Annotated in this window: 19 protein-coding genes; 12 read left to right on the top strand and 7 right to left on the bottom strand. The window is 71.8% G+C overall.

The genetic code is table 11. From position 1 onward, the window contains the following. Positions 1-155: 155 nt before the first annotated feature. The 3 genes from POL72_RS27105 to POL72_RS27095 form a co-directional block, all read right to left on the bottom strand. Entirely contained in the window at positions 156-3473 is a 3318-nt protein-coding gene (locus tag POL72_RS27105; protein ID WP_272098536.1) for a serine/threonine-protein kinase, read from the bottom strand. Between the two features lie 30 nt (positions 3474-3503). Continuing rightward, on the bottom strand, positions 3504-4958 hold the full coding sequence (locus POL72_RS27100) for a sigma 54-interacting transcriptional regulator (protein WP_272098535.1): 1455 nt from the start codon (positions 4956-4958) through the stop codon (positions 3504-3506). 63 nt (positions 4959-5021) lie between these two features. Next, complete coding sequence (locus tag POL72_RS27095; protein WP_272098534.1) at positions 5022-6449, bottom strand: hypothetical protein; 1428 nt, start codon at positions 6447-6449, stop codon at positions 5022-5024. A 644-nt stretch (positions 6450-7093) separates the two neighbouring features. On the opposite strand from POL72_RS27095, the gene nhaA reads away from it, so the two are divergent. After that, the gene (nhaA, locus tag POL72_RS27090; protein WP_272098533.1) at positions 7094-8503 is read left to right on the top strand and encodes a Na+/H+ antiporter NhaA; all 1410 of its coding nucleotides are present in this window, start codon (positions 7094-7096) and stop codon (positions 8501-8503) included. Positions 8504-8742: 239 nt separating this feature from the next. Here the strand turns inward: nhaA and POL72_RS27085 are convergent, their stop codons facing one another. Beyond that, positions 8743-9273, bottom strand: a complete 531-nt coding sequence (locus POL72_RS27085) for a DJ-1/PfpI family protein (RefSeq protein WP_272098532.1) — start codon at positions 9271-9273, stop codon at positions 8743-8745. 684 nt (positions 9274-9957) lie between these two features. Between POL72_RS27085 and POL72_RS27080 the strand changes: the two genes are divergently transcribed. Beyond that, positions 9958-11214, top strand: a complete 1257-nt coding sequence (locus tag POL72_RS27080) for a patatin-like phospholipase family protein (RefSeq protein ID WP_272098531.1) — start codon at positions 9958-9960, stop codon at positions 11212-11214. A gap of 26 nt (positions 11215-11240) precedes the next feature. Beyond that, positions 11241-12500 (top strand): patatin-like phospholipase family protein, encoded by a 1260-nt coding sequence (locus tag POL72_RS27075; RefSeq protein WP_272098530.1) that lies wholly within the window; start codon positions 11241-11243, stop codon positions 12498-12500. A gap of 52 nt (positions 12501-12552) precedes the next feature. Here POL72_RS27075 and POL72_RS27070 read toward each other — a convergent pair whose 3' ends face one another. After that, positions 12553-13836: a monooxygenase gene (locus POL72_RS27070; protein WP_272098529.1), complete on the bottom strand. Its 1284-nt coding sequence runs from the start codon at positions 13834-13836 to the stop codon at positions 12553-12555. Between the two features lie 99 nt (positions 13837-13935). Between POL72_RS27070 and POL72_RS27065 the strand changes: the two genes are divergently transcribed. The 8 genes from POL72_RS27065 to POL72_RS27030 all read left to right on the top strand — a co-directional run bounded on the left by POL72_RS27065 (position 13936) and on the right by POL72_RS27030 (position 23539). Further along, positions 13936-14058: a hypothetical protein gene (locus tag POL72_RS27065; RefSeq protein ID WP_272098528.1), complete on the top strand. Its 123-nt coding sequence runs from the start codon at positions 13936-13938 to the stop codon at positions 14056-14058. A 10-nt stretch (positions 14059-14068) separates the two neighbouring features. Then, positions 14069-15646 (top strand): CotH kinase family protein, encoded by a 1578-nt coding sequence (locus POL72_RS27060; RefSeq protein WP_272098527.1) that lies wholly within the window; start codon positions 14069-14071, stop codon positions 15644-15646. A gap of 224 nt (positions 15647-15870) precedes the next feature. Then, entirely contained in the window at positions 15871-18612 is a 2742-nt protein-coding gene (locus POL72_RS27055; RefSeq protein ID WP_272098526.1) for a TonB-dependent receptor domain-containing protein, read from the top strand. Beyond that, on the top strand, positions 18612-19922 hold the full coding sequence (locus POL72_RS27050; protein WP_272098525.1) for a hypothetical protein: 1311 nt from the start codon (positions 18612-18614) through the stop codon (positions 19920-19922). The genes POL72_RS27055 and POL72_RS27050 overlap by 1 nt, the downstream gene beginning before the upstream one ends. Positions 19923-19924: 2 nt before the next feature. Continuing rightward, complete coding sequence (locus POL72_RS27045) at positions 19925-21013, top strand: TRAFAC clade GTPase domain-containing protein (RefSeq protein WP_272098523.1); 1089 nt, start codon at positions 19925-19927, stop codon at positions 21011-21013. A gap of 7 nt (positions 21014-21020) precedes the next feature. Continuing rightward, positions 21021-21743, top strand: coding sequence for a hypothetical protein (locus tag POL72_RS27040; RefSeq protein WP_272098522.1), 723 nt, complete (start codon positions 21021-21023; stop codon positions 21741-21743). A 256-nt stretch (positions 21744-21999) separates the two neighbouring features. Next, entirely contained in the window at positions 22000-22842 is an 843-nt protein-coding gene (locus POL72_RS27035; protein ID WP_272098520.1) for an SDR family NAD(P)-dependent oxidoreductase, read from the top strand. Positions 22843-23110: 268 nt separating this feature from the next. After that, positions 23111-23539, top strand: a complete 429-nt coding sequence (locus tag POL72_RS27030; protein WP_272098518.1) for a hypothetical protein — start codon at positions 23111-23113, stop codon at positions 23537-23539. 32 nt (positions 23540-23571) lie between these two features. Here the strand turns inward: POL72_RS27030 and POL72_RS27025 are convergent, their stop codons facing one another. Next, the gene (locus tag POL72_RS27025; protein WP_272098516.1) at positions 23572-24156 is read right to left on the bottom strand and encodes a histidine phosphatase family protein; all 585 of its coding nucleotides are present in this window, start codon (positions 24154-24156) and stop codon (positions 23572-23574) included. Positions 24157-24488: 332 nt separating this feature from the next. Between POL72_RS27025 and POL72_RS27020 the strand changes: the two genes are divergently transcribed. Next, the gene (locus POL72_RS27020; protein ID WP_272098515.1) at positions 24489-25826 is read left to right on the top strand and encodes a hypothetical protein; all 1338 of its coding nucleotides are present in this window, start codon (positions 24489-24491) and stop codon (positions 25824-25826) included. Positions 25827-25855: 29 nt separating this feature from the next. Here POL72_RS27020 and POL72_RS27015 read toward each other — a convergent pair whose 3' ends face one another. Further along, complete coding sequence (locus tag POL72_RS27015; protein ID WP_272098513.1) at positions 25856-26791, bottom strand: LysR family transcriptional regulator; 936 nt, start codon at positions 26789-26791, stop codon at positions 25856-25858. Between the last annotated feature and the right edge of the window lie 2 nt (positions 26792-26793).

Genomic DNA, 26793 nt, shown 5'->3' with positions numbered 1-26793 from the left:
GCAGCGCGCAGCGAGCTATCGAGTCCGATCCCCCCCGCGGCTGGTGGCGGGGGTGGCGGGCATTCAGTCGCTATCGCCCGCAGACAGGGAAACGGAGCCCCGTCACGGTATACGAGTTGCGGCGTGCCCTGATCGTGTCCCCGCGGCGAGCTGCCCTACCGCGGCCCCGCGATCCGCCGCATGTCGTCGAGCGCCGGCACGGGCTCATCCGCGATGGCCCACGCCTCGATCACCTGCCTCGCCAGCGCGCGCGCCTCGTCCACCTTGCCTCGTCGCGCGGCCCGGCGCGCGGCGCGCACCGTGGCGAGGCTCGCGCCGCCGAGGTGGCGCTCGCCCCCCGGAACGGCCTTCTCCAGCCGCTCGACGAGCTCCGCCTCGCCCGTCCGCTCGAACGCCGCGGCCATGGCGTCGGCCATCACCGCCGCGAACGGCCCCGGGTCCCGCAGCAGCGGCCGCCACGCCCTCGCCGCCCCGGCGTGGTCCGCCCGCGCGACCCGCTCGGCGCCGTCGATGAACGCGTCGGTGCCCGGCAGGATGCCCCCCGAGAGCCTCGGCCGCAGCGCGCGGAGCCGCGCGAAGCACCGCCGCGACGCCGCCGCCGTGGCGTGGGCGCAGAGGGCCGCGACCCGCAGCGGGACGTCGATGTGGTGGGCGCCGTCGAGCGGCGTCGGCTCCGGATCGAGGAAGCGCTCCACGGCGCGATCGGCGACCTCGCCGGCCCGGCCCAGGATCAGGCCGATCTCCAGCGCGCGCCACGCGATCTCGAGCCGCTGGACGCGCACCCATCCGGCGTCCTCGGCGGAGGGGATCATCGCCCGCGTCGCCCGCGCGAGCGCGGCGCCGAAGCGGGCCTCGCTCGCCTCGACCCGGAGGAGCAGGAGCTCGCTCTCGACCCGCTGGCTCGGGTATCCGCCCGCGGCGAGCGCGAGCGCGATGCCGCGCGCTCCGATCGCGAGCAGACGGCCGGCGAGGACGTCGGCCACGTAGGCGTCGAGCGGCGACAGCGCGTGAGCGCGCCGGGCGAACGCGAGCGCCCGCCCGGCGTCGTCGGGCAGAGGCTCCTCGAGCAGCCATGCATAGCCGTCCCAGGGCGCCCACGCCTGCATCGCGCGCAGCGCGCTCTCCGCGCTCGCGGTGCCCCGCGTGACGGTGGCGAGCTGCACCCAGGGCGCGCAGAACTCTCCGGTCGGGTTCTTCGGCTCGATCTGCACCGAGAGGAGCGAGAGCTCGGCGGCGCGGCCCGCATCGAACGGCTGGAGCAGGCACGACGCGGTCGAGGCCAGCGTCGACCGCCCCCACGACGACGGCTCCTGCTCGAACCGCCGCACGAGCTCCGCGGCGAGCGCCGGGTCGTCCACGCGATGGGCGAGCTGGTCGATGCGCGCCCGCGCCGCGAACGCGCCGGGCGAGGTCGCCTCGGCCGGCGGGAGCGCGATCGCGGACGCGGGCAGGCCGAGGACGAAGGCGCACCGGTAGCGCTCTCCCGGCCCCATCTCCGCGAGCGCGCCGCCCTGCGCCTCGACCCGGGCGCACTCCTCGGCGAGCCCTCCGGCGTTGTGCACCATCGCCATCGAGAGATCGAGCAGGGCGAGGGCCCCGTCGACGTCCCCGGCCCGCGAGAACTCGGCGACCACGGGGTCGAGGCGCGCCGCCCTGGGGAGGTGCCCTGCCTGCACCATCGGGGTCATGGCCTCGCGGACCGCCTCGAACAGGGCCCGTCCGGCGCCCTGCGCGCGGGTGATCTCCGCGCCGTCCGGTCCGTGCAGCCGCAGGGCGACCCGGAAGGCCGCGCCGTCGCGGACGACCTCGCCGTCGATGTGCGCCGCGGCGCGGCGGCGCGCTGCCTCCACCGAGCGCGCGCGGGCCTCCGGCGCCGCGTAGGGATCGACAGGGAACCGATCCACGGGCGGGTGCGGGAGCGAGAGCAGCTCGGCCGGCACCAGGGTGCGCGCCGGGCTGCCGCCGAGGAGGATCCGCGCTCGCTCGCACACGGTCGCCGCCGCGGCGGCGCCGAGCCAGCCCGAGGGTGCGTCGACGCCCGCGGCATCGAGTACTGGGCAAGCGAGCACCGCGTCCGGCGCGTCGAGCGGCGAGCGCGGCGTGGTCCGGGGTGACGCCGCCTCCGGTGGTGCCCCGGGCGGCGCCTCGAGCGCCGCGGCGAGCGCGAAGGCGCCCAGCGCCGCGGCGGCGCCGCCGAGCCCGATCTGCCAACGCGCCCGCCCGCGAGGCCGATGCGGCGTGGCAGGAACGGCTCCCGGAGCGATCGAGGCGGCTCCGGGGGCGATCGGGACGGCTCCGGGCGCGATCGGGATGGCTCCCGGAGCGATCGGGATGGCTCCGGGCGCGATCGGGATGGCTCCGGGCGCGATCGGGATGGCTCCGGGCGCGATCGGGATGGCTCCGGGCGCGACGGAGACGGTCCTGGTCGCGCCGTCGCGCCCCGCCATCGCGCCCTCGCCCTCCCCGATGGTCCTGGTCCCGCCCTCGCGCTCCTCGAGGGTCCTGGTCCCGCCATCGTCTCCCGCGTCAGGCACCGGCGCGCGCTCGCGCCCTTCGGCTGACGCCTGCGGGGCGGACCAGATCGCTTCGAGCGGAAGCGCCGCGCCGGGTTCGCCCAGCGCTCCGGCCAGCGCCTCCACCGCGGCGACCGCGCTCGCGAACCGCGCGGCAGGATCGGCCGCCGTCGCTCGCGCGAACCACGCATCGATCGCGGGCGGCAGCGAGACGCCCCGGCGCGCGGCGCGGGCCGTCGCTGGCTCCACGGGGCCGGAAGACGCGGCCAGCGCGAAGGCGATCGGGTCCTGACTGCGCGCCGCCTCGTCCTGCCAGTAAGCGCTCCCGACGAGCAGCGTGAAGGCGATCATCCCCAGCGCATGGATGTCGGCGGCCGGCGTGAGCTTCCCGCCGCGGAGCTGCTCCGGCGCCATGTAGACCGGCGTGCCCGCCGCGGCCGTCGACTCGAGGCCGGCGCCGGCGTCGAGGACCTTGGCGACGCCGAGATCGAGGATCTTGAGGCGGGGCGCCTCGTGCTCGCGCCGCTCCAGGAAGAGGTTGCTGGGCTTCAGGTCGCGATGGATGATCCCGAGGCGGTGCATCTTGTCGAGCCCGAGCGCCGCCTGCCCGAGCCAGCGGAGCGCGTCGGCGGGCGAGCAGCGCCCCTTGCGCGCGAGCCGCTGGGCCAGCGTCTCGCCCTCCAGGAGCTCCATCACGAGGAAGGGCGTCGACGTCGCCCGGTCGACCCCCGCGTCGACGACGTCGACGAGGAACGGGCTGTCGACCCGGCCCGCGACCCGCGCCTCCAGCGCGAACCGCCGCCGGAGATCGGCGCGCTCGATCGTGTGCGCGTGCATCACCTTGAGCGCGCGCCGGCGGTCGGTCTCGATGTCGACGGCCTCGTACACGGCGCCCATCGCGCCCGCGCCGAGGCGCCGCGCGACGCGGTAGCGATCGGCGATGAGCGTCCCTCGGACCAAAGCGCCCGCACCTCCGGCCGAGACCGCGATCTAGCGCCGGAACTGCTCGGGGTCGATCCGGTATCGCTTCAGCCAGCGCTGGATCTGCATCCGGGCCTTGCCCATGGCGCGCGCCACCGCGGTGACGTTCCCCCGGTGCTCGACGAGCAGCGCCACGAGCTCCGCCCGGCGCGCGTCGCCCTCCCCACCCGCGTCGCCCTCTCCCTGCGCGTCGCTCTCGCCTTCGCCCTCCCCCTCGTCCCCGCTGTCGCCGCCGTCGCGGCCTGCCGCGCGCGCGACCTCGTCGGGCAGGTGCCGGGGCTCGATCGCGCCGCCCTGCGCCAGCACGGCCGCGGTCGTCACGCACTGCGCCAGCTCGCGCACGTTGGCGGGCCACCGGTACATCAGCATCGCGCGCGCCGCGTCCGGGTGGATCTGCATGCCCGCCGCGCGCTCCGCCGCCGCGCGCCCAAGGAGCTCCCCGAGGATCAGACCCAGGTCCTCGCGGCGAGCGCGGAGCGGCGGCAGCTCGATGACGTACCCCGAGAGCCGCGCGAGCAGGTCGGCGCGGAACTCGCCCAGCGCAGCGAGGCGCTGGAGGGGGCGGTGCGTCGCCGCGAGCACGCGCAGGTCCACGCGGACGGGTCGCGTCGCGCCCACGGGGCGCACCTCCTGCTCCTGCAGCACGCGCAGCAGGGCGGCCTGCGCCGCCGCGGGCAGGTCGCCGATCTCGTCGAGGAAGAGCGTCCCGCGGTCGGCGCTGCGCACGAGCCCCGGGCGGTCCTCCGTGGCGCCTGAGAACGCGCCCTTCCGGTGCCCGAACAGCTCCCCTTCGACGAGCTCGCGGGGCAGCGCGCCGCAATTGACGGCCACGAGATCGCCCGCCCGCCCCGACAGCGCGTGGATCGCGCGCGCAATCACCTCCTTGCCCGTGCCCGTCTCCCCCTGGAGCAGGACCGGGATCGCGGAGCGCGCCACGACCGCGAGCTGCTCGAACGCGTCGAGCAGCGCAGGCAGGAGCGAGGCGAGGCCGGGCGCCGGCGCCGCATCGGGCGCGCCCTCGAGGAGCGCCGGAGCGCCGGCCGGGTGCGGCAGGGCGTCGCGAAAGACGAAGAAGGTGCGGCCGAGCTCGATGAGGTCGCCGTCTTCGAGCTGCGCGTGCTGGAGCGGGGCCCCGTTGACGAGGCTGCCGTTCTTCGAGCCGCTGTCCTCGACCACCCAGCGGCCGAGGAGCCGGACGATGCGCGCGTGCCTCGAGGAGAGCCACGGATCGTCGAGGCGGAGGTCGAGCCGCCGGATCGAGCCGTCCCGCGTGGGCTCGATCTTCCGGGCCGCGCCGCGCCCGATCGTCACCTCGTCCACCTCGTGGAGCGCGATGCGCGCCGGCGGCGCGAGCGGCCGGTGGCTCTCCAGGACGAGGAACAGGAACGGGCTGCTGCGCCCTCCAGCCGGGGCCCCCGGCCCCCTGCTCACGGAGAGGGTGCTGCTCTCGAGCCCGCCTGACACGGATCCTGGGTACAGAGCCCGACCGGCGCGGTCAATCCTCGCGCGCGACCCGCGCAGCGCGGATCAAGGCCCGGGGGGCGAGAGCTGCGCGAACGCGTCCTGACAGCGGATCAGGTCGCCGGCGAGATCGCACGGGTGGTTGAGGAACACGGTGATCACGTGGTTCCAGGGCGTCCGTCCCGCAGCGGCGGCGCAGCCGAAATAGCTCCCGTTGCGCTCTCCCTTGCAGACCCGGGCGAGATCGGGCCGGGGCGGCGCCTCGGGGCTGGAGAGGCAGGCGCCGGGCGGGTTCCCGAAGCAGTCGGCGTCCCTGCCGGCGCACAGCCTGTCGGTGAAGTGCGCCATCGGACGGGACCAGACGTTGCTGTAACAAGCGTGCTGGCCGTACGAGAGCATCTCCCCCTTCGGAGCCGGGTTCACGGCCCCGAAGAGGTTTCCGTAGAACGCGCCTTCCCGGAACGTGAACACCTTGTCCTCGGGCGCGGGGTAGATCGCCGCCGCCCCGGCTGCGCTCACGTCCGCCGCCGCGGGGGGAGCCTCCGCGGGATGGGGCGAGGCCACCATCACCGCGAACGACGACGGGCCGGGGACGCCCGCATCAGGACAGATGAAGCCCAGCTCGGGGGTGGTCCCAGAGCGCCCATCCACGCTCAGGACGCCCTCGGCGACGAGGCCCGAGTACCACGGACGCGGCGCCATCGTCCGATGATCGCAGCCGTGGATGCCGTTGCACACGCGCACCATGAAGTAGCGAGTGGATGCGCTGGCGGGGCCGCCCGGCTTCAGCACGACCCGCGCCTTGGGCGTGCACGTGCCGACGTGGCGCCCGGCCCAGCCGCAGTCGCGAGCGGGATCCCCGGCGGTGGCGCCTGCGGCGCAGGGGGCATTGAGGCTCTTGATGGGCGGGTCGCCCGCGTCGCGGTACTCCGTCTCCACGGGCACGACGGGCAGGAGCGGAAAGAGCGCGCTGTCCTCGTTGCTGCGCGTGGAGAGGCGGACCTTCCTCCCGAGGGCGTTCGTGCGCGCGAGGACGCAGGCCGACACGACCTCCTGGCACGACGCGCTCGGCGGGCGCTCGAACCAGTCCCCGTGAGGTGAGGCGGCCCCGCAGAGGCCGAGCTCGCCCTCCCACGCCGAGACGCGCCGGCCTGGATCGAGCGCGCAGGAGACGACGTACTTGAGCAGCGATCTCGCGTTGGCGTTCAACTGGGGAGACGCGAGGTCGTCCGCCAGCGAAGGGTCACCGAGGGCGCTGGAGCGGAGCAGGTCGAGGAGGGGTCGGTCCTCCAGGAGCGCGCCGGCGGCGAGCGCCTGGGCCGGCAGGCTGTTCCGGGGCATGAGCGCTTCGAGCGCCTCGGAGACGAGCTCGGGCGGCGCGTCGCCGCCGGTCCAGTCGGCGCCGGGATCCCAGGAGGCGCAGCCGGCCGCGCCCGCGGCGGCGCACAGCGAAGATAGCCAGACGATGCTCATGCGCGACGTGCAGGTGTTCATTGCGACATCCATTTCATCGGCTTTCTCGGCTCGACGGTGAGCGCGCCGGAGAAGACGCCAGAACAACCCCGGTCACGGCAGGGCAATTCGCAACTGCCGTGCCACCTGCCCCGCCCGGGGCCCTCGAGCGCCGAGCCCTGGAGAGCGGCCTCGGAGCTTCGTCTCTCGCGCCGCTGCGGCTTTTCTACGTGACGGCTGCAGCGCGAGCCTCCGGCGGTCCTGTTGCACCTGTTGCACCTGTTGCACTGCCTGTTGCTCCCGCTCTGTCACCCGGGGAGCCGCGGAGTGCTCCTGGGTTGCTGGCGTCGACCGCGATGGCAGCGCGGATATCGCCTCGGCGAACGGCAGCGACATCGACGTGGAGCGCTCCACCGGGAGCGGCGTCATCCGCGCCGCATGGCCGGTGCCAAGCGCCTGGGTTGGCCCGAACGCTCCCATCCATGGCTTGGAGCCCTCGCGGGCGGTCCCTGACCGCGCCGGAGCGACGCCCCCGCCCCGGCGAGCCCTTTCGCGCTGGATCCGGCCGCCTGAACGGGTATTCTCCCGTGCGGGTGTCGCGGCGGCAGAGCGCCGCGACAGGTCTTCATGGGACGGTCGGGCCGCCTTCCCCCCTCGCGCGACGTCGCTCGCGCCTCGGTGGTCCATTGCGTCGATCCCCCTCTCATGAGCTCGCCCCCGGAACCTGGGCCCCTGCGCGCCGCATCGCCGAGCGCGTCCTCGGCCCGATCGAGCGCTTCTTGCACGTCGAGGCCGCCAGCGGGATCGTCCTGCTGATCGCGTCCGCCGTCGCCCTCGCTTGGGCGAACTCGCCGTGGGGCGACGCCTACGAGCACCTCTGGCACGTCCCGATCACGCTCAGCGCCGGCTCGCTGGCGTTCACGCAGCCCCTCCACTTCTGGATCAACGAAGGGCTGATGACGATCTTCTTCTTCGTCGTCGGCCTGGAGATCCGGCGGGAGATCCACGAGGGCGAGCTCTCGGACGTCAAGCGCGCGGCGCTGCCGGTCGCCGCGGCCGTGGGCGGCATGATCGCGCCCGCGCTCGTCTATCTGTCGCTCAACGCTTCGCCGGCCACGCGGCACGGCTGGGGCGTCCCCACGGCGACCGACATCGCCTTCGCGGTGGGCGTCCTGGCCTTGCTCGGCAAGCGCGTGCCCCCTGCCCTGCGCGTGCTCCTGCTCGCGCTCGCGATCATCGACGACATCGGCGCCATCATCGTCATCGCGCTGTTCTACTCGTCGGGCGTCGCGTGGGGCGGCCTGCTCGTCGCGGGCGGCGGGGTGCTCGCGGTGCTGCTGCTCCAGCGCTTCGGCGTCCGCTCGCCCGCCGCCTACGTGGCCCCAGGCGCCGTCGTCTGGTGGGGCATGCTCCGCGCCGGCGTCCACCCCACGATCGCCGGCGTCGTCATCGGGCTGCTGACGCCGGTGCGCTCCTGGTTCGGCAGCCACGGGTTCGTCGCCGCGGCGCGCGACGCGGTGGACAGGGTCGCCGCGCTCACCGAGCGCGACGACCACCGCGCGGACGAGCTGCTCAAGCCCCTCGGGCGGATCCGGCAGGCCCAGCGCGAGGCGCTGCCGCCCGTGGTCTCGCTCCAGGCGGCGCTCCACCCGTGGGTCGCGTACGGCATCATGCCGCTGTTCGCCCTGGCCAACGCCGGCGTCCGCGTCGACGGCTCCTCGCTCGGCCACGCGGCCTCGGGGACGATCCTGCTCGGGGTCACGCTCGGCCTGGTCGTCGGCAAGCCGCTCGGGGTCTTCCTCGCGAGCTTCGCGATGATCCGGCTCGGCGTCTGCGCCCTGCCGCGCGGCGTCGGCTGGCGCGGGATCGCGGTCGTGGGCTGCGTCGCGGGCATCGGCTTCACGATGGCGATCTTCATCGCGGGCCTCGCGTTCGGCGACTCTGCGATGCTCGCCGCGGCGAAGCTCGGCATCCTGCTCGCCTCGACCGTGGCGGCCGTGGTGGGCCTCCTCGTCGGCAGGCTCGCGCTGTCCGGGGCGCCGGCGCCCGGCGCGGCGCTGACGCTCGAGGAAGCCGAGACGTCGACGGAGCAGTGACCAGCCCTACGGCGCCTTCCGGACGAGCCGACGGGCCCTGTCCGGCGGGCGGCGGTTCAGCGGCCCCACGGGAGCGGGCGCGCCGCGCTTCACCAGCGCGCCGCGGCCTGCTCCGCCGCCTGTCTGGCCTGCGCGACCGCCGGCGCGGCGATGCCGCGAAACCGCTCGACCACCGCCGCGGGCGCGGACTCGGGCGTCCCCGCCTGGAACGGCGGGTCGGGGGCGTACTCGATGGCGAGCTACGCCAGCTGCGCGGCCTCCTCGCCCTGCAGCTTAGCGTCGATCCGGAGGCCGAAATCGATGCCTGACGTCACGCCGCCTCCCGTGATGCGGTTGCGGTCCTCGACATACCGCGCGTCGACGGGCTCGGCCCCCAGGAGGGGCAGCATCTCGCGAAAGGCCCAGTGCGTGGTCGCACGGTAGCCGCGGAGCAGCCCTGCCGCGCCGAGCACGAGCGACCCCGTGCAAACGCTCGTCACGTAGCTCGCCTGCTCCGCGCGCGCCGCGAGGAAATCGAGGACCTCACCGTCCTTCATCACCGCGATCGTGCCCTCGACGCCGCCTGGAACGAAGAGGATCTCGAGCTCCTCGGGGCACGTGTCGAAGCTCGCCGTGGGAAGGAGGGTGATCCCCGCATCCGTCGTCACGGGGTCGAGCGTCTTCCACACGAGGTGTATCTTCGCATCCCTGAACGTACTGAACACGGTCTGAGGACCGATGAGGTCAAGCGCGGTGAAGCCCGGGTAAATCAGCATGGCGAACTGCTTCATCGGCGAGCTCTCTCCTCCAGGTGTCGTGGGCGATCGCCCGGGACCGGCGTCGTCTTGCGCGCACCCTCCGAGCGATTGCAGGGCGGCGAGCGCGGCGCTCACGGCGGCGAAATCCAAGATTTGTCGGCGTCTCATGCGGCCTGTGTACGCGCTGCCATGCGGCGCGACCATGCGACACGTTGTCCTGCGGCGCGGTGTCGCATGAACGTGAACCCGCGGGGGGAGCTGGCGCGCTCGGTAGCCCCCGCGCGTGCTGGGCGTCGACCCGGGCGCCGCGCGGAGCGGCGCTGCGTGCCGAACGCACCTCGAGTCCGGCGAGGGTTCGGATTGCGCCTGGCATGATAGCCATCCATCGACGGACCGCGTCGTCTCGTGGAGACCCACGTTCAGCATCGCTTGACGCTCCGCGCGTCCCCTATCCATACTTGTGGCGACAAGCAGCCATACGGGACCGTCCTGGCTCTCCGGCACGAGCGGGTGTCGCGGGCCTACGGAGTTCGAACAGGGCGCTTCGCTCACGCGACCGCGACGACCACAACGGACTGATCGTCGGCGGCAGATGATCGGTGGGATGCGCTGACCGAGCAGCGCAGGCGCATGGCGTCCTTGCCTTTCGTGATCGCGCGGGCGCGCCGCCGCCGTGCCCGAGCAGCGCGCATTCCACAGCACAACGGAGGCATGGCGATGGAGGAGCGTCAGAGACAGCACGGCGGCACCGCGGAGCCGCCCGCCGGGCAAAGGGTCGCCCCCGCACCGGAGCCCATCTCACAGAGGACTGGACCGGAGGCTCGCGCGCGCAGAGGCGGGCCGGCGGAGCGAAGGAGCGAGCGGGCGCTCCTGTCGCCGTCCGAGGCGTGCGCGCCGCCGCCGTGCCCGACCCCCGAAGAGACGCGGATCCCGCGACGGCTGAATCTGGTCTTCGAGGCGGCTGGCGCCCTGGGCATCGCGGAGGTCGGGGCCGTCGCCGCGCTCTCGGAGGCGCTCGTCAACGAGGAGAAATACAAGGACACGTACATTTCCTATCTTGCAGGGACGTCCGCTGGCGCCATCGTCGCCGCCCTCCTGGGCGCCGGTTATACGCACACAGAGATCACGGATCTGTTCAGCATCGACACCGCAAAGCTCACGAGAACTTCCGGGCTCGCTCGCTTGCCGATCGTGGGCATGTACGCCGGCATGGCCTGGGGGCTCCTTACCCGGCTCGGATTCTTCCGGAGCGACATTTTCCTGCAGCTGCTCCGGGACGCGCTGCGAGCCAGAGGCGTCAGGACCTTCGGCGACCTGATCATGCCCGGATGTGAGAGGGAGAGAGATCCAGCGCGCAGGTACAGGGTCCACGTCGTCGCCTCCGACATCACACGCGGGCGCATGCTGGTGTTGCCCGATGACGTCAACGCCGAGCTGTACGGGGTCGAGCCGGACGACATGGATGTCGCGCAGGCCGTGCTGATGAGCTCGAGCATGCCCCTCTGGTCCCCCCCGGTCCGGGTCACGGGCGCGAACGGGGTCGAGAGCTACATCGTGGACGGTGCGCTGACCAGCGGCTTTCCCATTCACCTGTTCGACGTCGTAGCGCCGGAGACGGAGGACACGTTGACCCTCGGAGTACGGGTGAGCTCCGAGCGGTATCACGCGGTGAAATTCCCCTCGTTCTACCACCTGGCCAGAGCCGCGATATCCACGGCGTTCATGGCTCGCGACGTGAGCGAGATCGCAAAGCGAGTGGACAAGCTGAAGTGGGCGAGGACAATCCAGATCAACACAGGCACTGCCGCGCCCTTCGAAAACCTGTCACCGCTGAGGAGGGAGAGCCTGTACAACGCCGGTTACCTCACCATGAAGCGAGCCGTTGACGGGAACGTCCTGGAGCGACGCGTCCCGGTCCGGGCTGCCGCAGCAGGGAGCACGGGGCAGAGCGCATCGGGACCGACGCAGACATGATCACCACGTGGCCCGGGGAGAGACCCATGGACGAGCAGCACATGGAGAAGGAAGAGCCGCGCGCGGTCGCATGCGCGGAAGGGCCCGAGCGGAGCGAGCGGGATCTCTTGTCCCGCCACGAGCCGTGCGAGCCCGACGAGCCGGCGGGGGACACCGCTGAAGAGCAGTATCCTCCCAAGCGGTTGAACCTGGTCCTCGAAGGCGGCGGCCTCCGAGGGGTCGCGCTCGTCGGCGCGGTCGCTGCGCTCGCAGAGGCGCTCACCCAGAAGTACAAGGACACGTATATCTCGTACCTGGCAGGGACCTCGGCAGGCGCGCTCGTGGCCACCTTCCTGGGAGCCGGCTATACGCCCGCGGAGATCGCCAGCATCCTCGGTGGCCCTGAGTTCGCGAAAGTCGCGGATCCAGCCGGGCCGAGCTTCATCCCGGTCGTGGGCAGGCCCATCGCGATGGCCTGGGGGGCCATCACGCAGCTCGGGATGCTCAAGGGCGATGCCCTCCTCTCGCTCTTCCGGGAGAAGCTCGACCAGAAGGGCATCAGGACCTTCCGCGACCTCATCATGCCCGGGTGCGAGAACGAACGAAACCCGGCCCGCAAGTACCGGGTACACCTCATCGCCTCCGACATCACGAGGGGCCGCATGCTCGTCCTCCCGGACGACATCAGCGCCAAGCTCTACGGGGTCGAGCCCGACGATCTGGAGGTGGCCCTCGCCATGCGGATGAGCATGAGCTTCCCCTTCGTGTTCAGGCCGGTCCAGCTCACGGGGCGCGACAAGGTGACGAGCTACATCGTTGATGGCGGGCTCTTGAGCAACTTCCCCGTACACCTGTTCGACACGGGCGCGCCGGCGCCGGAGGAGACGCTCACGCTCGGCATTCGCGTCCTCCAGGCTCGGTATCACTCGATTCACACTCCTTTCATCGCTGCCCGTGCGCTCTGGGCCCTCGGCTCCACGGTGCAGGAGGCGCGCGATGTCGGCGATACAGCAAAGCTGGTCGACAAGCTGAAGTGGGCGAGGGTGATCGAAGTCAACTCGGAAGCGGCGCCGATCTTCAAAATCAGCACGAATCCGCTCGCGCTGTCGCCTGTCGAGAGAGAGCTCCTCTACAATGGGGGTTACTACGTCATGAAGCGAGCCCTCGGCGCCGACTTCCTGGAGCGCGGGCGCGCGGTGCACGCTGCCGCAGCCAGGGCCGAACGCGGAGCGCGAGGAACGCCGGGGGCGGCGGTGGTCCGTCCGCGGCACGGCGCGGGAGGGACCGAGGAGCCAGGAGGCCGATGAGCCTGCGGAACACCGCCCGTCCCCCCGCCGCACGACCGACCGCCGCCTGGGCTCACTCCTTCGATAGATAGGCGATCATGAAGCACATCTCCTGATTCGTCCCTTCCCCCCAGGGCACGTCCTGCGGCGGGAGGGAGAACTGCCCCTCGCTGTCCACCGTGTTGTCCCATGTGCACTCGGTGACGAAGCGATCTCCAGACCCCCAGCGAATCGGCTCGTCGAACATGTAGAGCGCCTGGTGGTGGAACTCGAACTCGCCGCGCGCGGCGCACTCGCTCGCCCCGCCGTCGCGCTCGATCCAGGCCCGGTAGGAGCGGCCGAGCACGTGCATGTGCGGCATGACGCCGTACACGAGCAGCGGCGGGCCCTCGTTCGGCGCGGCGCTCCGCTCGGTGTGCGACTCGGCGCCCGCGGGGATCGTGAAGGGGACCGGGCCGAACACATCCATGTAAACCTCGGCGCGAGGCGCCTCGCGCGAGAGCTCCAGGCGGTAGCCGGACCGGTCGCGCGCGTCCGAGTTCCTGCGCCCGAAATAGTGCATCTGCATCACGAGCTGCTCGCCGGGCTCGACGCGGACCCCGGCGCCCTCCGGCAGCCGCGTCACCCCGACGCCGGGCGCCCAGCTGTGGAGCAGCTGCCAGTCGAGCTCGATGACCGGATCGCGGCACGGGAATGCGCGCGTCCCCGGCGGGACGCCGTAGCCGATGCCCGCGTCGCCGCCGAGATCCCGGTACACGGCCATGTGGTGCACCACGGCCGGATTGCCGACCTCCGCCTCGAACGCCGTGATCCAGGCCGGCTCGGAGAAGGGGTTGTCGACGATCGTGCAGAAGTACTCGTTGCCGTCGTCGTCGAGGGAGACGTCGTGTTCCTCGGGCATCTCGAGCGCGGCGTCGGGCACCTCGATGGTGTCCGCCCGGCCCCGCGGCGGCGGCGCATCGACCGGATCGCCGAGCGGAGCGCCGCCGCGCGCCCACGCATCGAAGAGGAGGCGCTCCTCCTGGCTGAGGCTCATCCTCTCCGCGCCTTCGTAGCTGCGGCAGCTCGGGTCCAGCACCGGCGGCGGCATGTCCCCCGCGCTCACCCGCAGCGACATGAGCGCGGCCAGCCGCTGCGCCGTCGCCGCGTCCGTCAGCGCCACCCCGCCGACGCCCGCGCCGTCGTGGCAGGAGGCGCACGAGCGCTCCACGAGCGGCTGGATGTCCCGGAACCACGTCACCTCCGGCCCCGGCGACGCGGGCGCCTCCCCATCGCCCCCACACCCCGTCGCCCCCACCGCCCCGAGCACGAACACCACAACGCTCCGCGCCGTGCGCACAGCTTCGCCCCTCGTCATCCCACGCCTCCTGTCGTCGGCCGGCTCAGGAGCCGCATCTCCGCGAGAGCTCCTATCAATCGACAGTTTGAAACACTTGTTTAATAGCCAGTCGGCGATGTGTCAAGGACCGAGCTCGACGACCGCGGCGTCGACGTGAGGACGGAGCGGCGCGTGTCGGCGCGCGGGCGGATGCCGGCGCACATCCAGGACGGGGGGGCCGCGCCGCGCGCGCTCGGCTAGGATTGCCGCCATGCGCAACCCCCGCCCTCTCCTGCCGCTGGCGACGGCCCTGGTCCTCGGATCCTTGCAAGGTGCCGGCTGCTCCGGCGAGTCGCCCGCCGACGCGGGCGCGACCGCCGGCGGGTCGTCGGGCCCCGAGGGGCCGCGCTGCGAGCCTTCGGGCGGCGGACCGCACTGGCTCCTCGAGGGCGAGACCGTGACGTTCCCCGTGACGTGCGCGACCGGCCTCGCGCTCCCCGACGGCGCGATCGAGGTCGGCCCGCTCCCCGACGGCGCCACCTACGACGCGGTCGCGCGCGAGGTGACGTTCTCACCCGGGCTCGACCAGGCCGCCGTCTACGAGATCGAGATCCGCGTCGCGCAGACGTCCGAGGTCGGGCGCGTCAAGATCGGCGTCGCCGACGACTGGGCCGATCCGTCGAACGTGCCTGTCGTCGATCCGGCCCGCTATCCCGAGGAGTACGGCCTTCCGGTGCTCTTCCTCTCGCCGACCCCCGAGGCGAAGGAGTACGCGCCGGCCACGGTCGTCTACCGCGGCCACACGTACGCCGCCGAGGCGGAGCTCCGCGGCGAGAGCTCGCTCTCGTATCCGAAGAACAGCTTCACCCTCAAGTTCCCCAAGGAAGACAAGTTCAACGAGCCCGACGAGGCCGGCGGGTTCACCGATCGCCGCAAGGTCGTGCTCGTCAGCACGTTCGACGACAACTCCTATGTCCGGCAGCGCCTTGCGTACGACCTCTGGAACCGCCTCGATCCGGAGCACATCCAGATCAAGACCTACAGCGCGGTTGTGTACCTCGAGGGGCAGTACGTGGGGCTCTACACCGTCGCCGATCACGTCGACGGCTACCTCATGGAGGACCACGGGTATTCGCAGGACGGCAACCTCTACAAGGCGGTCAGCCACGCCGCGAACTTCGCGCTGACCGCGCGCGACGAGCCGAAGGAGACGCTGCACGACGGCTTCGAGAAGAAAGAAGGGACGCCGGAGGAAGGTGAGCCGGAGGCGTTCGCGGACCTGGAGGACCTCGTGAGCTTCGTCGCCACGTCCGAGAAGGACACGTTCGCCGCCGAGATCGGGTCGCGGATCGATCTGCGTGATTACGAGGACTGGTGGATCTTCGCCACGTTCATCGTGGCCGACGACTCCGCCGGAAAGAACAGCTACCACTACCACGATCCGGCCGGAGGCGGCGTCTTCCGCTATGCGCCGTGGGACTTCAACGCGAGCTTCGGCCAGACATGGGAGACGGAGCGCCAGCCGGCCTCGGATCGCGTCGAGTACTTCAACGTGAACCTCCTCTTCCAGCGCCTCCTGGAGGAGCCCTCGATCGGCGATCCGCTGCGCGCCCGGTACGGAGAGGTCCTGCGCGGCGCGCTCGACGACGCCGAGATCCAGGCGATCGTGGACGGCTACGTGGCGCGCATCGACGCGAGCGCGCGCCGGGACGAGGCGCGGTGGGGCGAGGCGTACCGGAGCTACGAGGGCTGGAGCTGGCGCGACGACTTCACGACGTACGAGGAGGAGATCGCGTACCTGAAGGCGTGGATCTCGGAGCGCTGGCAGCACCAGGACGCGCTCTACTGAGCGCCGGCGGCGCGCCTCGGCCCTGGCTGCGAACGACGGGTGGCTGAGCCGCGAACCACGTTACCCGGAGCGCGCCCGGCGATCACGGCGCGCGCTCGCCCCGGCGCCTCGTGGAGCCGATGCACGCACATGGCGGGAGCACACTCCCGTCCCGGATGCATATTTCTCTCTTCGTCCGCATCATGCGAGAGTGCGCGCGCATGCCTTCCACAGCGCCCTCTGCGATGCGCCTCGCTGTTTCGGAAGCGCTGCTGCTCGCGGTCGCGATGACCGCCAGCGCAGCGCGCGCGCAGCCCGCCGACGCGCCGCCGCCCGAGCCTCCGCCCGAGGGAGACGTGGGCGGGGCCTCCGTTCCTCGCGGCGGGGCCGGCGCGGTCGTCGTCCCCCAGCCGGGCACGGCCCAGCCGGCGCCGCCCACCGCCGTCAGCCCGCCGAAGCTGATCACGTACGCCCCGCCGGCGTATCCGGTCGAAGCCCAGCAGGCCGGCGTCGAGGGGAGCGTCATCCTCAAGCTCGACATCGACAAGACCGGGCGCGTCACCAAGGCCGAGGTCCAGACGCCGGGCGGACACGGCTTCGACGAGGCCGCGCTCGCCGCCGCGCCCGGCCTCGTGTTCGAGCCGGCGCGGCGCCCGGACGGCACGCCGGCGCCGGCGCGCATCCTCTACCGGTACGCGTTCACGCTCACCCCCAAGCCCGCCGACAAGGCGGCGCCGGCCCCGCCCGCCGACGTCGAGACCGTCGTCGGGACGGTCCTGTCGGCGAGCACCGGCGAGGGGCTCCCGGACATCTCGGTCAGCCTCCTCCGGCCCGACGGCGGCCGCGAGGACGTGAAGACCGACCAGCGCGGCAAGTTCCGCTTCAAGAACCTCCCCCCCGGCAAGTACCGCGTCGAGGTCACCGCCGCGGGGTTCGAGCCGTTCACGGCCGAGGAGGACATCGCGGAGGGCGAGGCGATCGAGGTGCGCTACCGCATCTCGCTCGCGAAGCCCAAGGACGGCGCGGCGCAGGGCATCGAGGTGACCGTGCAGGGCGAGCGCCCGCCGCGCGAGGTGACCCGGAGGACGCTCGAGCGCCGCGAGATCGACCGCATCCCCGGGACCGGGGGCGACGCGCTGCGCTCGCTGCAGAGCCTGCCCGGCGTCGCGCGCAGCGGGTTCGGGCTGCTCATCGTGCGCGGGTCCGCGCCGCAGGACACGCTCACGTTCATCGATCGCACCCCGGTGCCGATCATCTACCACTTCGGCGGCCTCTCCTCGGTCGTGCCGACCGAGATGCTCGAGAAGATCGACTTCTACCCGGGCAATTTCAGCGCCGTGTACGGCCGCGCCATGGGTGGCATCGTCGACGTCGGGCTCCGCTCGCCGAAGCAGGACGGCAAGTACCACGGCGTCGTCCAGCTCGATCTGATCGATGGGCGCGTGCTCCTCGAGGGGCCCGTCCCGTACCTCAAGGACTGGAAGTTCATCGCGGCGGGCCGGCGGAGCTGGGTCGACGCGTGGCTCGGGCCCGTGCTCAAGGAGGCGGGCTCCAGCGTGACGCAGGCGCCCGTCTACTACGACTACCAGTTCGTCCTCGAGGGCCGCCCCTCCGCCAGCGAGCGCGTGCGCGCGAGCTTCTACGGATCGGACGACGCCTTCAAGATCACCCTGGACAAGCCGCCGGAGGACGAGCCGGCGCTGACGGGCGACTTCGGGCTGCACACCGCCTTCCAGCGCTTCCAGCTCAGCTACGAGAACCGCCTGGGGAACCGGGACAGGATCCTCTGGTCGCTGGCCCTCGGCAGGGACGTCTTCGATTTCGGGGTCGCTCCCCTCGCCTTCAACATCACCACGGCCTCGCTCGACCTGCGGCTGGAGTACTCGCACCGGTTCGCCAGGTTCCTCACGATGAACGTCGGGACCGACCTCTCGAGCGGCGTCGCGACGGTCAACCTCCACGCGCCGACGAGGCTGCCTGCAGGCCACCCGTCGAACCAGCCGTTCTCGACGCTCCCCGCGCAGGACCAGTCGTTCGACGGCCCCTACTCCCGGCCGGCCGCCTACGCCGAGTTCGAGGTGGTCCCCTCGCCGCGCGCGCGGATCGTCCCCGGGGTGCGCGTCGACTACGCGCTCGACACGCACACGCTCGACGTGAGCCCGCGGATCAACGCGCGCTACGACATCCGGAGCGGCTTCCCGCGGACGACGGCGAAGGGCGGCGTGGGCCTCTACTACCAGGCGCCGCAGTTCCAGGAGAGCGTCGAGCCGTTCGGAACGCCGGATATCAAGTCGAACCGATCCATCCACTACGGCCTCGGGGTGGAGCAGGAGATCACGCCGCAGATCGACGTGACGTTGGACGGGTTCTACAAGCAGCTCGATCGGCAGGTCGTCTTCTCGGCCGAGAAGGACGGATATGCCAACGACGGCACCGGGTACGCGGTGGGCGGCGAGGTGCTCTTGAAGTACAAGCCGGACGACCGCTTCTTCGGCTGGGCGGCCTACACCCTCTCGCGGTCGGTGCGCACGGACGGCCCCGGCGAGGAGGAGCACCCCACGCCGTGGGACCAGACGCACGTGCTGACCGTGCTCGGGAATATGCAGCTCGGCCGGGGCTGGGAGGTCGGCGCGCGCTTCCGCCTCGTGTCGGGCAACCTGCAGACACCCTATGTCTGCGATCCGGAGCAGAAGGGGTGTGATCCGAACCGGGTGAACGCGATCTACCATGCTTCCTCGGGCAAGTACTCGCCCTTCCCGCTCGGGGGCGACTACAGCGAGAGGATGCCGCTGTTCCATCAGCTCGACGTCCGCGTCGACAAGACGTGGCGATTCAAGAGGTGGCAGCTCGGGCTCTACCTGGACGTGCAGAACGTCTACAACTACCAGGCTGCGGAGGGCATCAGCTACAACTTCAACTACACGAAGCGGGAGTACGTGACGGGGCTCCCCTTCCTGCCCACGCTCGGGCTGCGAGGAGACTTCTGATGAAACGGACCCGACTGCCCGCTCGCCGCGCGCTGCTCGCCGCGCTCTCGACCCTGGCCCTCGGCATCCCCTGCTGCGCAGGGAGCGACCTGGCGCCGTCGTCCGAGGTGGAGGCGCTCCGCGTCCTGACCGTGACGGCGGACAAGCCGTACGCGGCGCCGGGCGAGCGCGTGACATTTCAGATGACGTACGCCGACGCGCTGGGCGACGCCGACGGCAAACCGCGCAAGGTCGAGGTCGCGTGGATCGGGGGCTGCGTGAACCCGCCTGTCGGGGTGGATGAGCATCTCGGGTGCCTCCCGCAGTGGCTGGGCACCTACATCGCGGGGATGAGCCCGCAGCCGGGAGGAGCAGGCGGCGGCACCAACGACGGCGGCGGCGGTGGCGACACCAACGACGGCGGCAGCGGCGGCGACGGTGGTGGCGGCGGCACCAACGACGGCGGCAGCGGCGGTATCGGTGGTGGCGGCGGCAACGGCGGCCAGGAGGAGCCGACCTCTCTCTTCGAGCGGCAGGAGATCGACCCGGAGCTGAGCGGCAAGCCCAACGCGGTCTCGTTCACGTGGGCGCTGCCCGACGACATCCTCAGGCGCAAGGACGCAGGGCGCACCGCGACCGGCACGAGGTACTCGTCGGCCTACGTGCTGTTCGCCTTGTGCGCCGGCAAGACGCGGCCGTCCCCGGCGCTGTCCGCAGCGCTGGCGGCGGTGCTGTCAGGCGCCGAGCCGTCCGCGGCGCTGCTGGACGACCTGTCGGTTCCACTGGAGTGCGTCGACGAGGACGGGAAGGTGCTCGGTCCGGACAGCTTCGTCGTGGGCTACACGCAGGTGTATGTCTTCCAGGACCAGCGACCCAACACGAACCCGCCCCTCGACGGCTTCACGCTGAAGCTGGGCGACAAGGAGGTCGCGCTCGGCGAGAGCGGCCTGCCCCTCGTGGAGCCGTGCGTCCGGCCGGAAGCGAAGGCCCAGGGATGCAGCCCGGCAGAGCCGGACGCCGACGACTGCACGAGCTACGACATCGACGTGATCGTGCCGCCGGGCGCCGCCGACGAGGACGTGGAGGCCACGGGGCTCGGCGGACCGCCGGCGCGCGAGGCGATCTGGGTCGACTACTACACGGACGGGGGCGAGTTCGACGGGGCGCGGCGCCTCGTGAGCGACGCGGTGACGGGCCCCGGCCAGCGCCACGGGACCACCTGGACGCCGCCCTCGAAGCCGGGGCGCGTGTCGCTGTGGGCGGTCGTCCACGACGGCCGGGGCGGCTCGAGCGTGAAGCAGGTGGAAGTCGAGGTGAAGGAGAAGAAGTAGTCATGGCGCCGCTCGATCTGCACGTCGCCCTGTTCGGCGCCTCCGGCGCAGGCAAGACGGTCCTCCTGGCGGCCTTCTACCGGGCGCAGACGCAGCCCTCGTTTCAGCAGGAGCACGCGTACAAGATCCAGGCGGTCAACAAGGCGCAGGGCAACCAGCTCCTCGGGCGCTTCTACCGCCTCGAAGAGGGCAGGTTCCCGGACGGCAGCACGCGCTTCGACGCGTACGAGTTCGATTTCTTCCCGAGGGACCTGCCGGACGCGGCGGTCCGCATCCACTGGTACGACTACCCCGGGCGCTGGTGGGAGGACGAGCCGATCGACGCGGAAGAGCGGGAGGCGATGCGCCAGGGCCTGCTCAAGCTCGGCATGAGCCACGTCGGGATCCTCCTTGCGGACGGCGCGAAGTACCGCAGCGAGGGGACCGGCTACATCCGCTGGCTCTTCGAGCACTTCGCCGACGAGTGCGACCGGCTGCGCCGGACCAGCGCCGCCGCGGGCGACGAGGTGAGCTTCCCGCGCGAGTGGATCCTCGCCCTCAGCAAGGCCGACCTGTTCCCGCCGGCGTACAGCGCGAGCGACTTCGAGCGCGAGGTCTGCCGCGACGCCGACGATCAGCTCGCGAAGCTCTGCGCCGTGCTCCGCGCCGAAAGCGCGTTCGGCCACCGCTTCATGCTGCTCTCGTCGGTCGCCGCGCCGGTCGACGCCGACGCGCAGGTCGACCCAGGCACCTCGCTCGGCGTGCGCACGCTCGCGCCCGCGATCCTGGTGAGCACCGTCGAGGGCGCGGTCCGCGAGGCGCAGGCCACAAGGAAGGAGAGGTCGGCCGGAGAGACGTTCTTCCAGGGCCTGCGCGATCTGGTGACGTTCGTCGACTCCCTCGACGACTTCCTCCCGAAGCGATACCAGATCGTGAGCAAGATCCTGCGGTTCGTCTCGATCAAGGACTTCGCGACCACGCGGCTCGACAGGCTCCAGAAGACCCGCGAGGGCGCGATCCGGAGGGGCGACGCGTTCACGGCGGTCCTGACCGCGATGGCCGCGGCCCTGCGCAACGACGAGGGAGCGCGGGCCTACCACCAGAACCAGTAGCATAGCCATGCTCGCGCCCGCGCCAGCGTCCGTCGTCGAGACATCGCGCCTCCTCTGGAGGACGCGCGGCGAGCACTGGGACTACGAGTTCATCTGCGTGCCCGAGATCCCGGCGCTCCCCGCCTGGCTCACGACGCTCGAGGCCATGATCGGCGACGCCGACGCGAGCGCGGGAGAGCTCCGTTATGGCCTGCTCGAGATCGACGAGCCCGGGCCGAGAGGGTCTCTCGTGTTTCCCTACGTGGCGACGCGGTTCCTCGATCCGGCGCGGAAGGACTGGACCGGAAGGCGGGTCCAGCACTTCGCCGTCTGGTTCCCGCCGATCCCGGAGGAGGCGATCGAGGGGCTGCCCGGGGCGATCCCCGCCGACTGGCACCTTCGCGTGCTCGCCGGCCTCGCTGGGACGTACGGCTCCGGCGAGGTGTTCGGGCTGCCCGAGGCGGCGATCCGCGCGTCGAGGCGGGGTGATCGGGAGAGCCGGGCGGCGCGCGCGATGGCGATCGTGAAGCGCACGCCCCCGGTGGCGCTGCTCGAGGGCGAAGCCGCGCCGGCGCGGTGGAGGCGGTTGCCCACGCTAAAAAAAAAGCGCCTGGATCCTCCGGGCGCGGTGAGCCTGCAGGTGGCGGGAGCAGGCGATAACGGCAAGCGCCCGGGACTCGGCTGCTTCGCGGCCTGTCTGCTGGTGCTCGTCGCCGTCGGTCGACTGATGATCGGATGGGTGGGGGGTTGAGGCTGAGGTATCCCTCAGGTTCTCCGGAAAATTCAATCGCTCATCGCGCACCTGCGCGGCTGTCCGCCAGCGCGCATGGCATGGTAGGAGCGGCTGCGGTGACACGCAAGCCATCCCTGGACGTCGCCACTCACGCCGGATGTCGGATGATCGTGGCTCGCCCCGCCGGCGCCTACTATGCTCGCCCCGATCGCCGCGCCAAAGGCGGCGCGCCATCAACGCATGACGGAGATCCGCAGTGAATGACCATCCCGCATTGACACCTGGCCGTGCCGCCGTCGTGACCGGCGCCGCCAGCGGCATCGGCCTCGCGGCCGCCGAGCGCTTCGCGCGCATGGGCCTGAAGGTCTGTCTCGCCGACCTGGACGGACCGGCGCTGCACGAGGCCGCCGGGCGCGTCGCCGCCGCCGCGCCCGGCGGCGAGGCCGACGTGCGCGCGGTGCCGACCGACGTCGCCAGGCTCGAGGACGTGCAACGGTTGAAGCAGGTCGCCTACGACGCGTTCGGCGAGGTGGCGGTCCTGATGAACAACGCCGGAGTCGGCGGCGGCGGCAAGCCGTGGAAGGACGTCGAGCGCTGGCGGCGGCTCATCGAGGTCAATCTGTGGGGCGTGCTCCACGGCGTGCAGGCGTTCACCGAGGCGATGCTCGCGCAGGGCACCCCCTGCGCCATCGTGAACACGGGCTCGAAGCAGGGCATCACCACCCCGCCCGGCGACGCTGCCTACAACGTCTCGAAGGCCGGCGTGAAGGTGCTGACAGAGCAGCTCGCCCACGAGCTGCGCAACGTGGCGGGCTGCAAGATCACCGCCCATCTCCTGATCCCGGGCTACACATTCACCGGGATGACCGCGAGAGGCCCGGAGAAGCCCGCGGAGGCCTGGACCGCGGATCAGGTGGTCGATCGGATGATCGACGGCATGGCCCGCGGCGACTTCTATCTGCTCTGTCCCGACAACGCGGTGACGCGCGAGATGGACGAGCGCCGCGTGCAGTGGGCGGCGGACGACCTGATCCGGAACCGACCTGCGCTGTCTCGCTGGCATCCAGAGTACGCCGAGGCGTTCGCCGCGTTCATGGCGGGCGCGGCGAAGCCCTGACGGGGCAGGCTGCCCGGAGCGCGCGCCGAGCGCATCTCGGGCGGGCGCGGCCCCGGGCAGCATAAAGATCCGTCGCTATAACAGGAGAACTGCACAGGTTGTTTTCAGCCGCCCGAATTGAATGTTTCACTTCGTGTGATGGTCGGGCCCCTCACAACACGACACGGCAGAGATCCTGGCGTGTCGCGCGGCTCCTCATGGTGATGCAGATCGTACGACGAGGTCCTCGACGAACGGTCGCCCGCGGCCCAGGCTACCCGCCAGCCGTATGGTCTCGCTCCCTGCCCGCCCGCTTCAGACCCACTGGTGCAACGAGGGCACGGTAAATATCTGGTGTCCTGCGCCGGCGCTGATGGTCACGTGTGTCACCGGGGTGCTGGTGGAGGCGGGCGCAGCGGCGATCGAGGAGGTGATGTTGCGGCGGGTCGCCGAGGAGGGCCGAGTGCTGGTCTTCAACGACTGGGAGGCGATGACCGATTACGAGCACGTGACGCGCACGCGGCTGACCGAGGCGGCGGTCTCCGTCCTCCATGCGATCGAGGGAGGTCACTTTCTGCTCCAATCCAGGGTGGTCATCTTCGGGGTTCAGATCGCGAATACAGCCATCCGGAAGCTGACCGTCCATCCGTCCCGCGCGGTGTTCCAGCGCGCGCTGGAGGACGCGCTCCGCCAGCGCGCGCCGGAGGGCACGGGGTAGTGCTTGGGTCGGCCCGCACGGCTGGCGGGGAGCTACGATCCGGATGGATGCTTGTCTGTCAGCGTCCACGCGCTCCAGTGGGCGTAACGCGCGGAGGCGTGCACGCGCCGCCACCCGCGTTCGGCGAGCGCCTGCGCCAGCACCTCGCGGAGCCAGGCGTGGGTGACCGCGAGCACGCTGCCGCGCTGGGCCGCGAGCTCGATCAACCACTCGGCCGCCTCCCCCGCGCGGCGCTGCACTGCAGCGGGCGGCGCCTCGCCGCGGAGCGCCCCGTAGGCCTTCCTGAGCCCGATCGCGAGCGCCCAGACCGCGAGCGGCGCCCGCGCGTCGCCGAACGGCGGCGCCGGCTGTTCCACCTCGCGCAGGAGCGCCGACGTGGCGATCTCGGCGCCGGGGACGAGCAGCTCGGCCGAGGCGCGGGCGCGCGGTAGATCGCTCGCGACCACCGCGCCCGCCTGCGTCGCCAGGCGCTGGAGCGCCGGCGGCGGGAGCTCCCCGGGCGCCAGGCCCGCGGCGTCGTAGGTGTCGCGCCAGCGCTGGAACCCGGCGGCGTCGATCCAGCCGGTGTGGACGTGCCCCGAGCGGCCGTGACGGACCAGGATGATGCGCGCGCTCAACGTCGGTCCTCGCGAGGTCCGTCCAGGGGAATCGCAGAGCCCCTCCTGGCTGTCAAGACGCGGACCGCCGAGCTCTCGCCGCGTGGAGCCCCCCTCAGTCTCGGGCGTGTTTTTTGGCATCCCGACGGATCGGTAATAGGGTGTCTCGTCATTCCCAGCCCACAACAGAATTATCGATTCATTGAAAACCACGTTGCGCGGACCGTGCTCTCGGGAGACCCACGTGAACACCCAGATGACAAGTGGCGTGGTCGACGGCGGCGCCGATGCAGCCCTCGTGGATGTCGGAACGTGAACCCGCGTGTCCGATTCACCGCCGGAGGAGATTGATCATGAGCACTTGGAAGACGCCCAGCGCAACCCTCGTCGTCTCTCTCTCGCTGGCCGGAGTCGCTGCGCCGGCCACGAGCATCGCGCAGCCGGCGGAGCCGGCTCAGCAGGCTGCGCCGGGCGCGGCCGCGCCGCCGCCCGTGGAGGAGCCCCGTCCTGCGCCTCCTCCGCCGGTCGAGCAGAAGAAGGCCGATGACAAGCCTCTCGTGCGTGTCTACGGGATCGTCAAGCCCACGGTCGTCGTGGGGAACGGCCTCGAGTCGTTCGGCAACCCGAACTACACCGCCCCGACGGCCGCGGTGAACCCGCTGTTCCTCGCCGATCCAGACGCCGTCGGCCTCACCTTTCAGGCGCAGCAGACGCGCCTCGGCGTGGCCGTCGGGGAGGGCACGCCCGTGAAGGGGCAGGTCGAGGTCGATTTCGTCGATTTCGGCAAGTCCTCGCCGGCCCAGGGGACGAGCCTTCGCGTGCGTCAGGCGTTCCTGGAATGGACTCCCGGCGACGGGCACAAGCTCACGCTCGGCCAGACCTGGGATCTGTTCTCGCCGCTGAACACGCACACGTACAACCTCGTGGGTGGGATGTTTCAGTCCGGGAACTCGGGCTTCGTGCGCCACCAGTTCATCTACCTGGCGAACCTCGGCAGCGTCGAGGTGGGCGCCGCGCTCGGCCTGGTCAGCCAGAACGTCACGGCCATCCTCAACAACGTCGAGTACTCGCGCACGCCGACCGTCGCGCTGCGCGCGAGCTATCGCGCCGAGAAGACCGCGTGGGTGGGCGCCTCGGTGATCGGCACGCGGCTCGCCTTCGACGCGAACCTGCCGACCGAAGAGGGGCGGCTGGCGCTCGGCGGCAACCTGTTCGGCGAGATCACGACCGGTTCGCTGAACGTGCGGGCCGAAGCGTACGGCGGGAAGAACCTCGCCAACCTGGGTCTCCTGACCCTCGGGCAGGGCTATCGCACGAACGACGTCGCCGAGGTGGGCGGCTGGGTGTCGGGGAAGGTCACGTTCCTGGACAAGCACTCTTTGCACCTCGTCGCCGGGACCGCGGTGGTGCTCAGCACCGACGAGATGCAGCTCGGCTACACGCCCGGAACCCCTGCGACGGGCGCCACGCCGGCCACCGCTCCCGCGCGCGTGGGCGCCAATGGTCCCGGCATCGAGCGCAACGTGACCCTGCGCGCGGGTTATGCCTTCGCGCCCATGAAGGGGCTCTCGATCGTGCTCGAGCCTTCCCTGTTGCTCACGCGCCACAAGCTCGATCCGGCGGCCGCAGCGCAGCAGGACGCCGATCGCACGGGCTGGGGCGTCGAGGCGGGCGGGCTCTACCAGTTCTGACGGCGCCGGCGGCCCCCGCGAGGGAGCGCTCAACGCCGCTCGCTCCGCCGGCGCTCGCCCTGGCGCTGGGGCGAGGGTGGAGCGATGATCTCCGCGAGAAAATCGACGAACACGCGCACCTTCGGCAAGAGGTGGCGATTCTTCGGATACAGCGCGTGGATCGGCCAGGTCGTCGTCGGATACTCGTCGAGCACGGTCACGAGCGTCCCCTCGGCCAGCGCGTCCTTCGCGAGGAAGTCGAACATCGCGATGATCCCGCTCCCGGCGATCGCGAGGTGCCTGAGGACATCGACGTCGTTCGCGTGGAACGGCCCGGAGATGGGCACCTCGAGCACGGCGTCGCCGTCTCCGGTCAGGAAGCGGAACCCTGCGGGCCGCCCGTCGCGCAGGTACCCGACGCAGTCGTGGCCCGCGAGCTCGGCCGGCGTCGCGGGCGCGCCGCGACGCGCGATGTACGACGGCGCCGCGCAGTGGACGATGCGGCTCGCCCCGAGCCGGCGCGCGACGAGGCTCGAGTCGCCGAGCGGGCCGATGCGCACGAGCAGGTCGAGCCCCTCGGCCACCGGGTCGACGTGCTGATCACGCAGCGTCAGGTTGACCCGCACGTCGGGGTAGCGCGCCGCGAAGCGCGGCAGGCCCGGCGCGATCACGCCCCGTCCGAGCGCCACCGGCGCGTCGACGCGCAGGAGCCCGACCGGCTTCTTGCTCGCGCGCGCGATTGCCTCGGTCGCCTCCCCGAGCTCCTCGACGATGCGGACGCAGCGCGCGTAGAAGGCCTGCCCGTCGTCCGTCAGGCGGAGCGAGCGCGTCGTGCGCGCCAGCAGCGCCACGCCGAGCTCCTGCTCGAGGCGCATCACGCGCCGGCTCACCGCGGACGGCGTGACGCCGAGCCGGCGCGCGGCGCGCGAGAAGCTCCCGGTCTCGACGGTGGCGACGAGCAGCTCGATCGCGGCGAGCGAGATCATGA

The organism is Sorangium aterium (genome assembly GCF_028368935.1).
Lineage (GTDB): Bacteria > Myxococcota_A > Polyangia > Polyangiales > Polyangiaceae > Sorangium > Sorangium atrum.
Note: the sequence above shows the minus strand (reverse complement) of the source record. Positions and strands in the feature narration are given on the sequence as shown.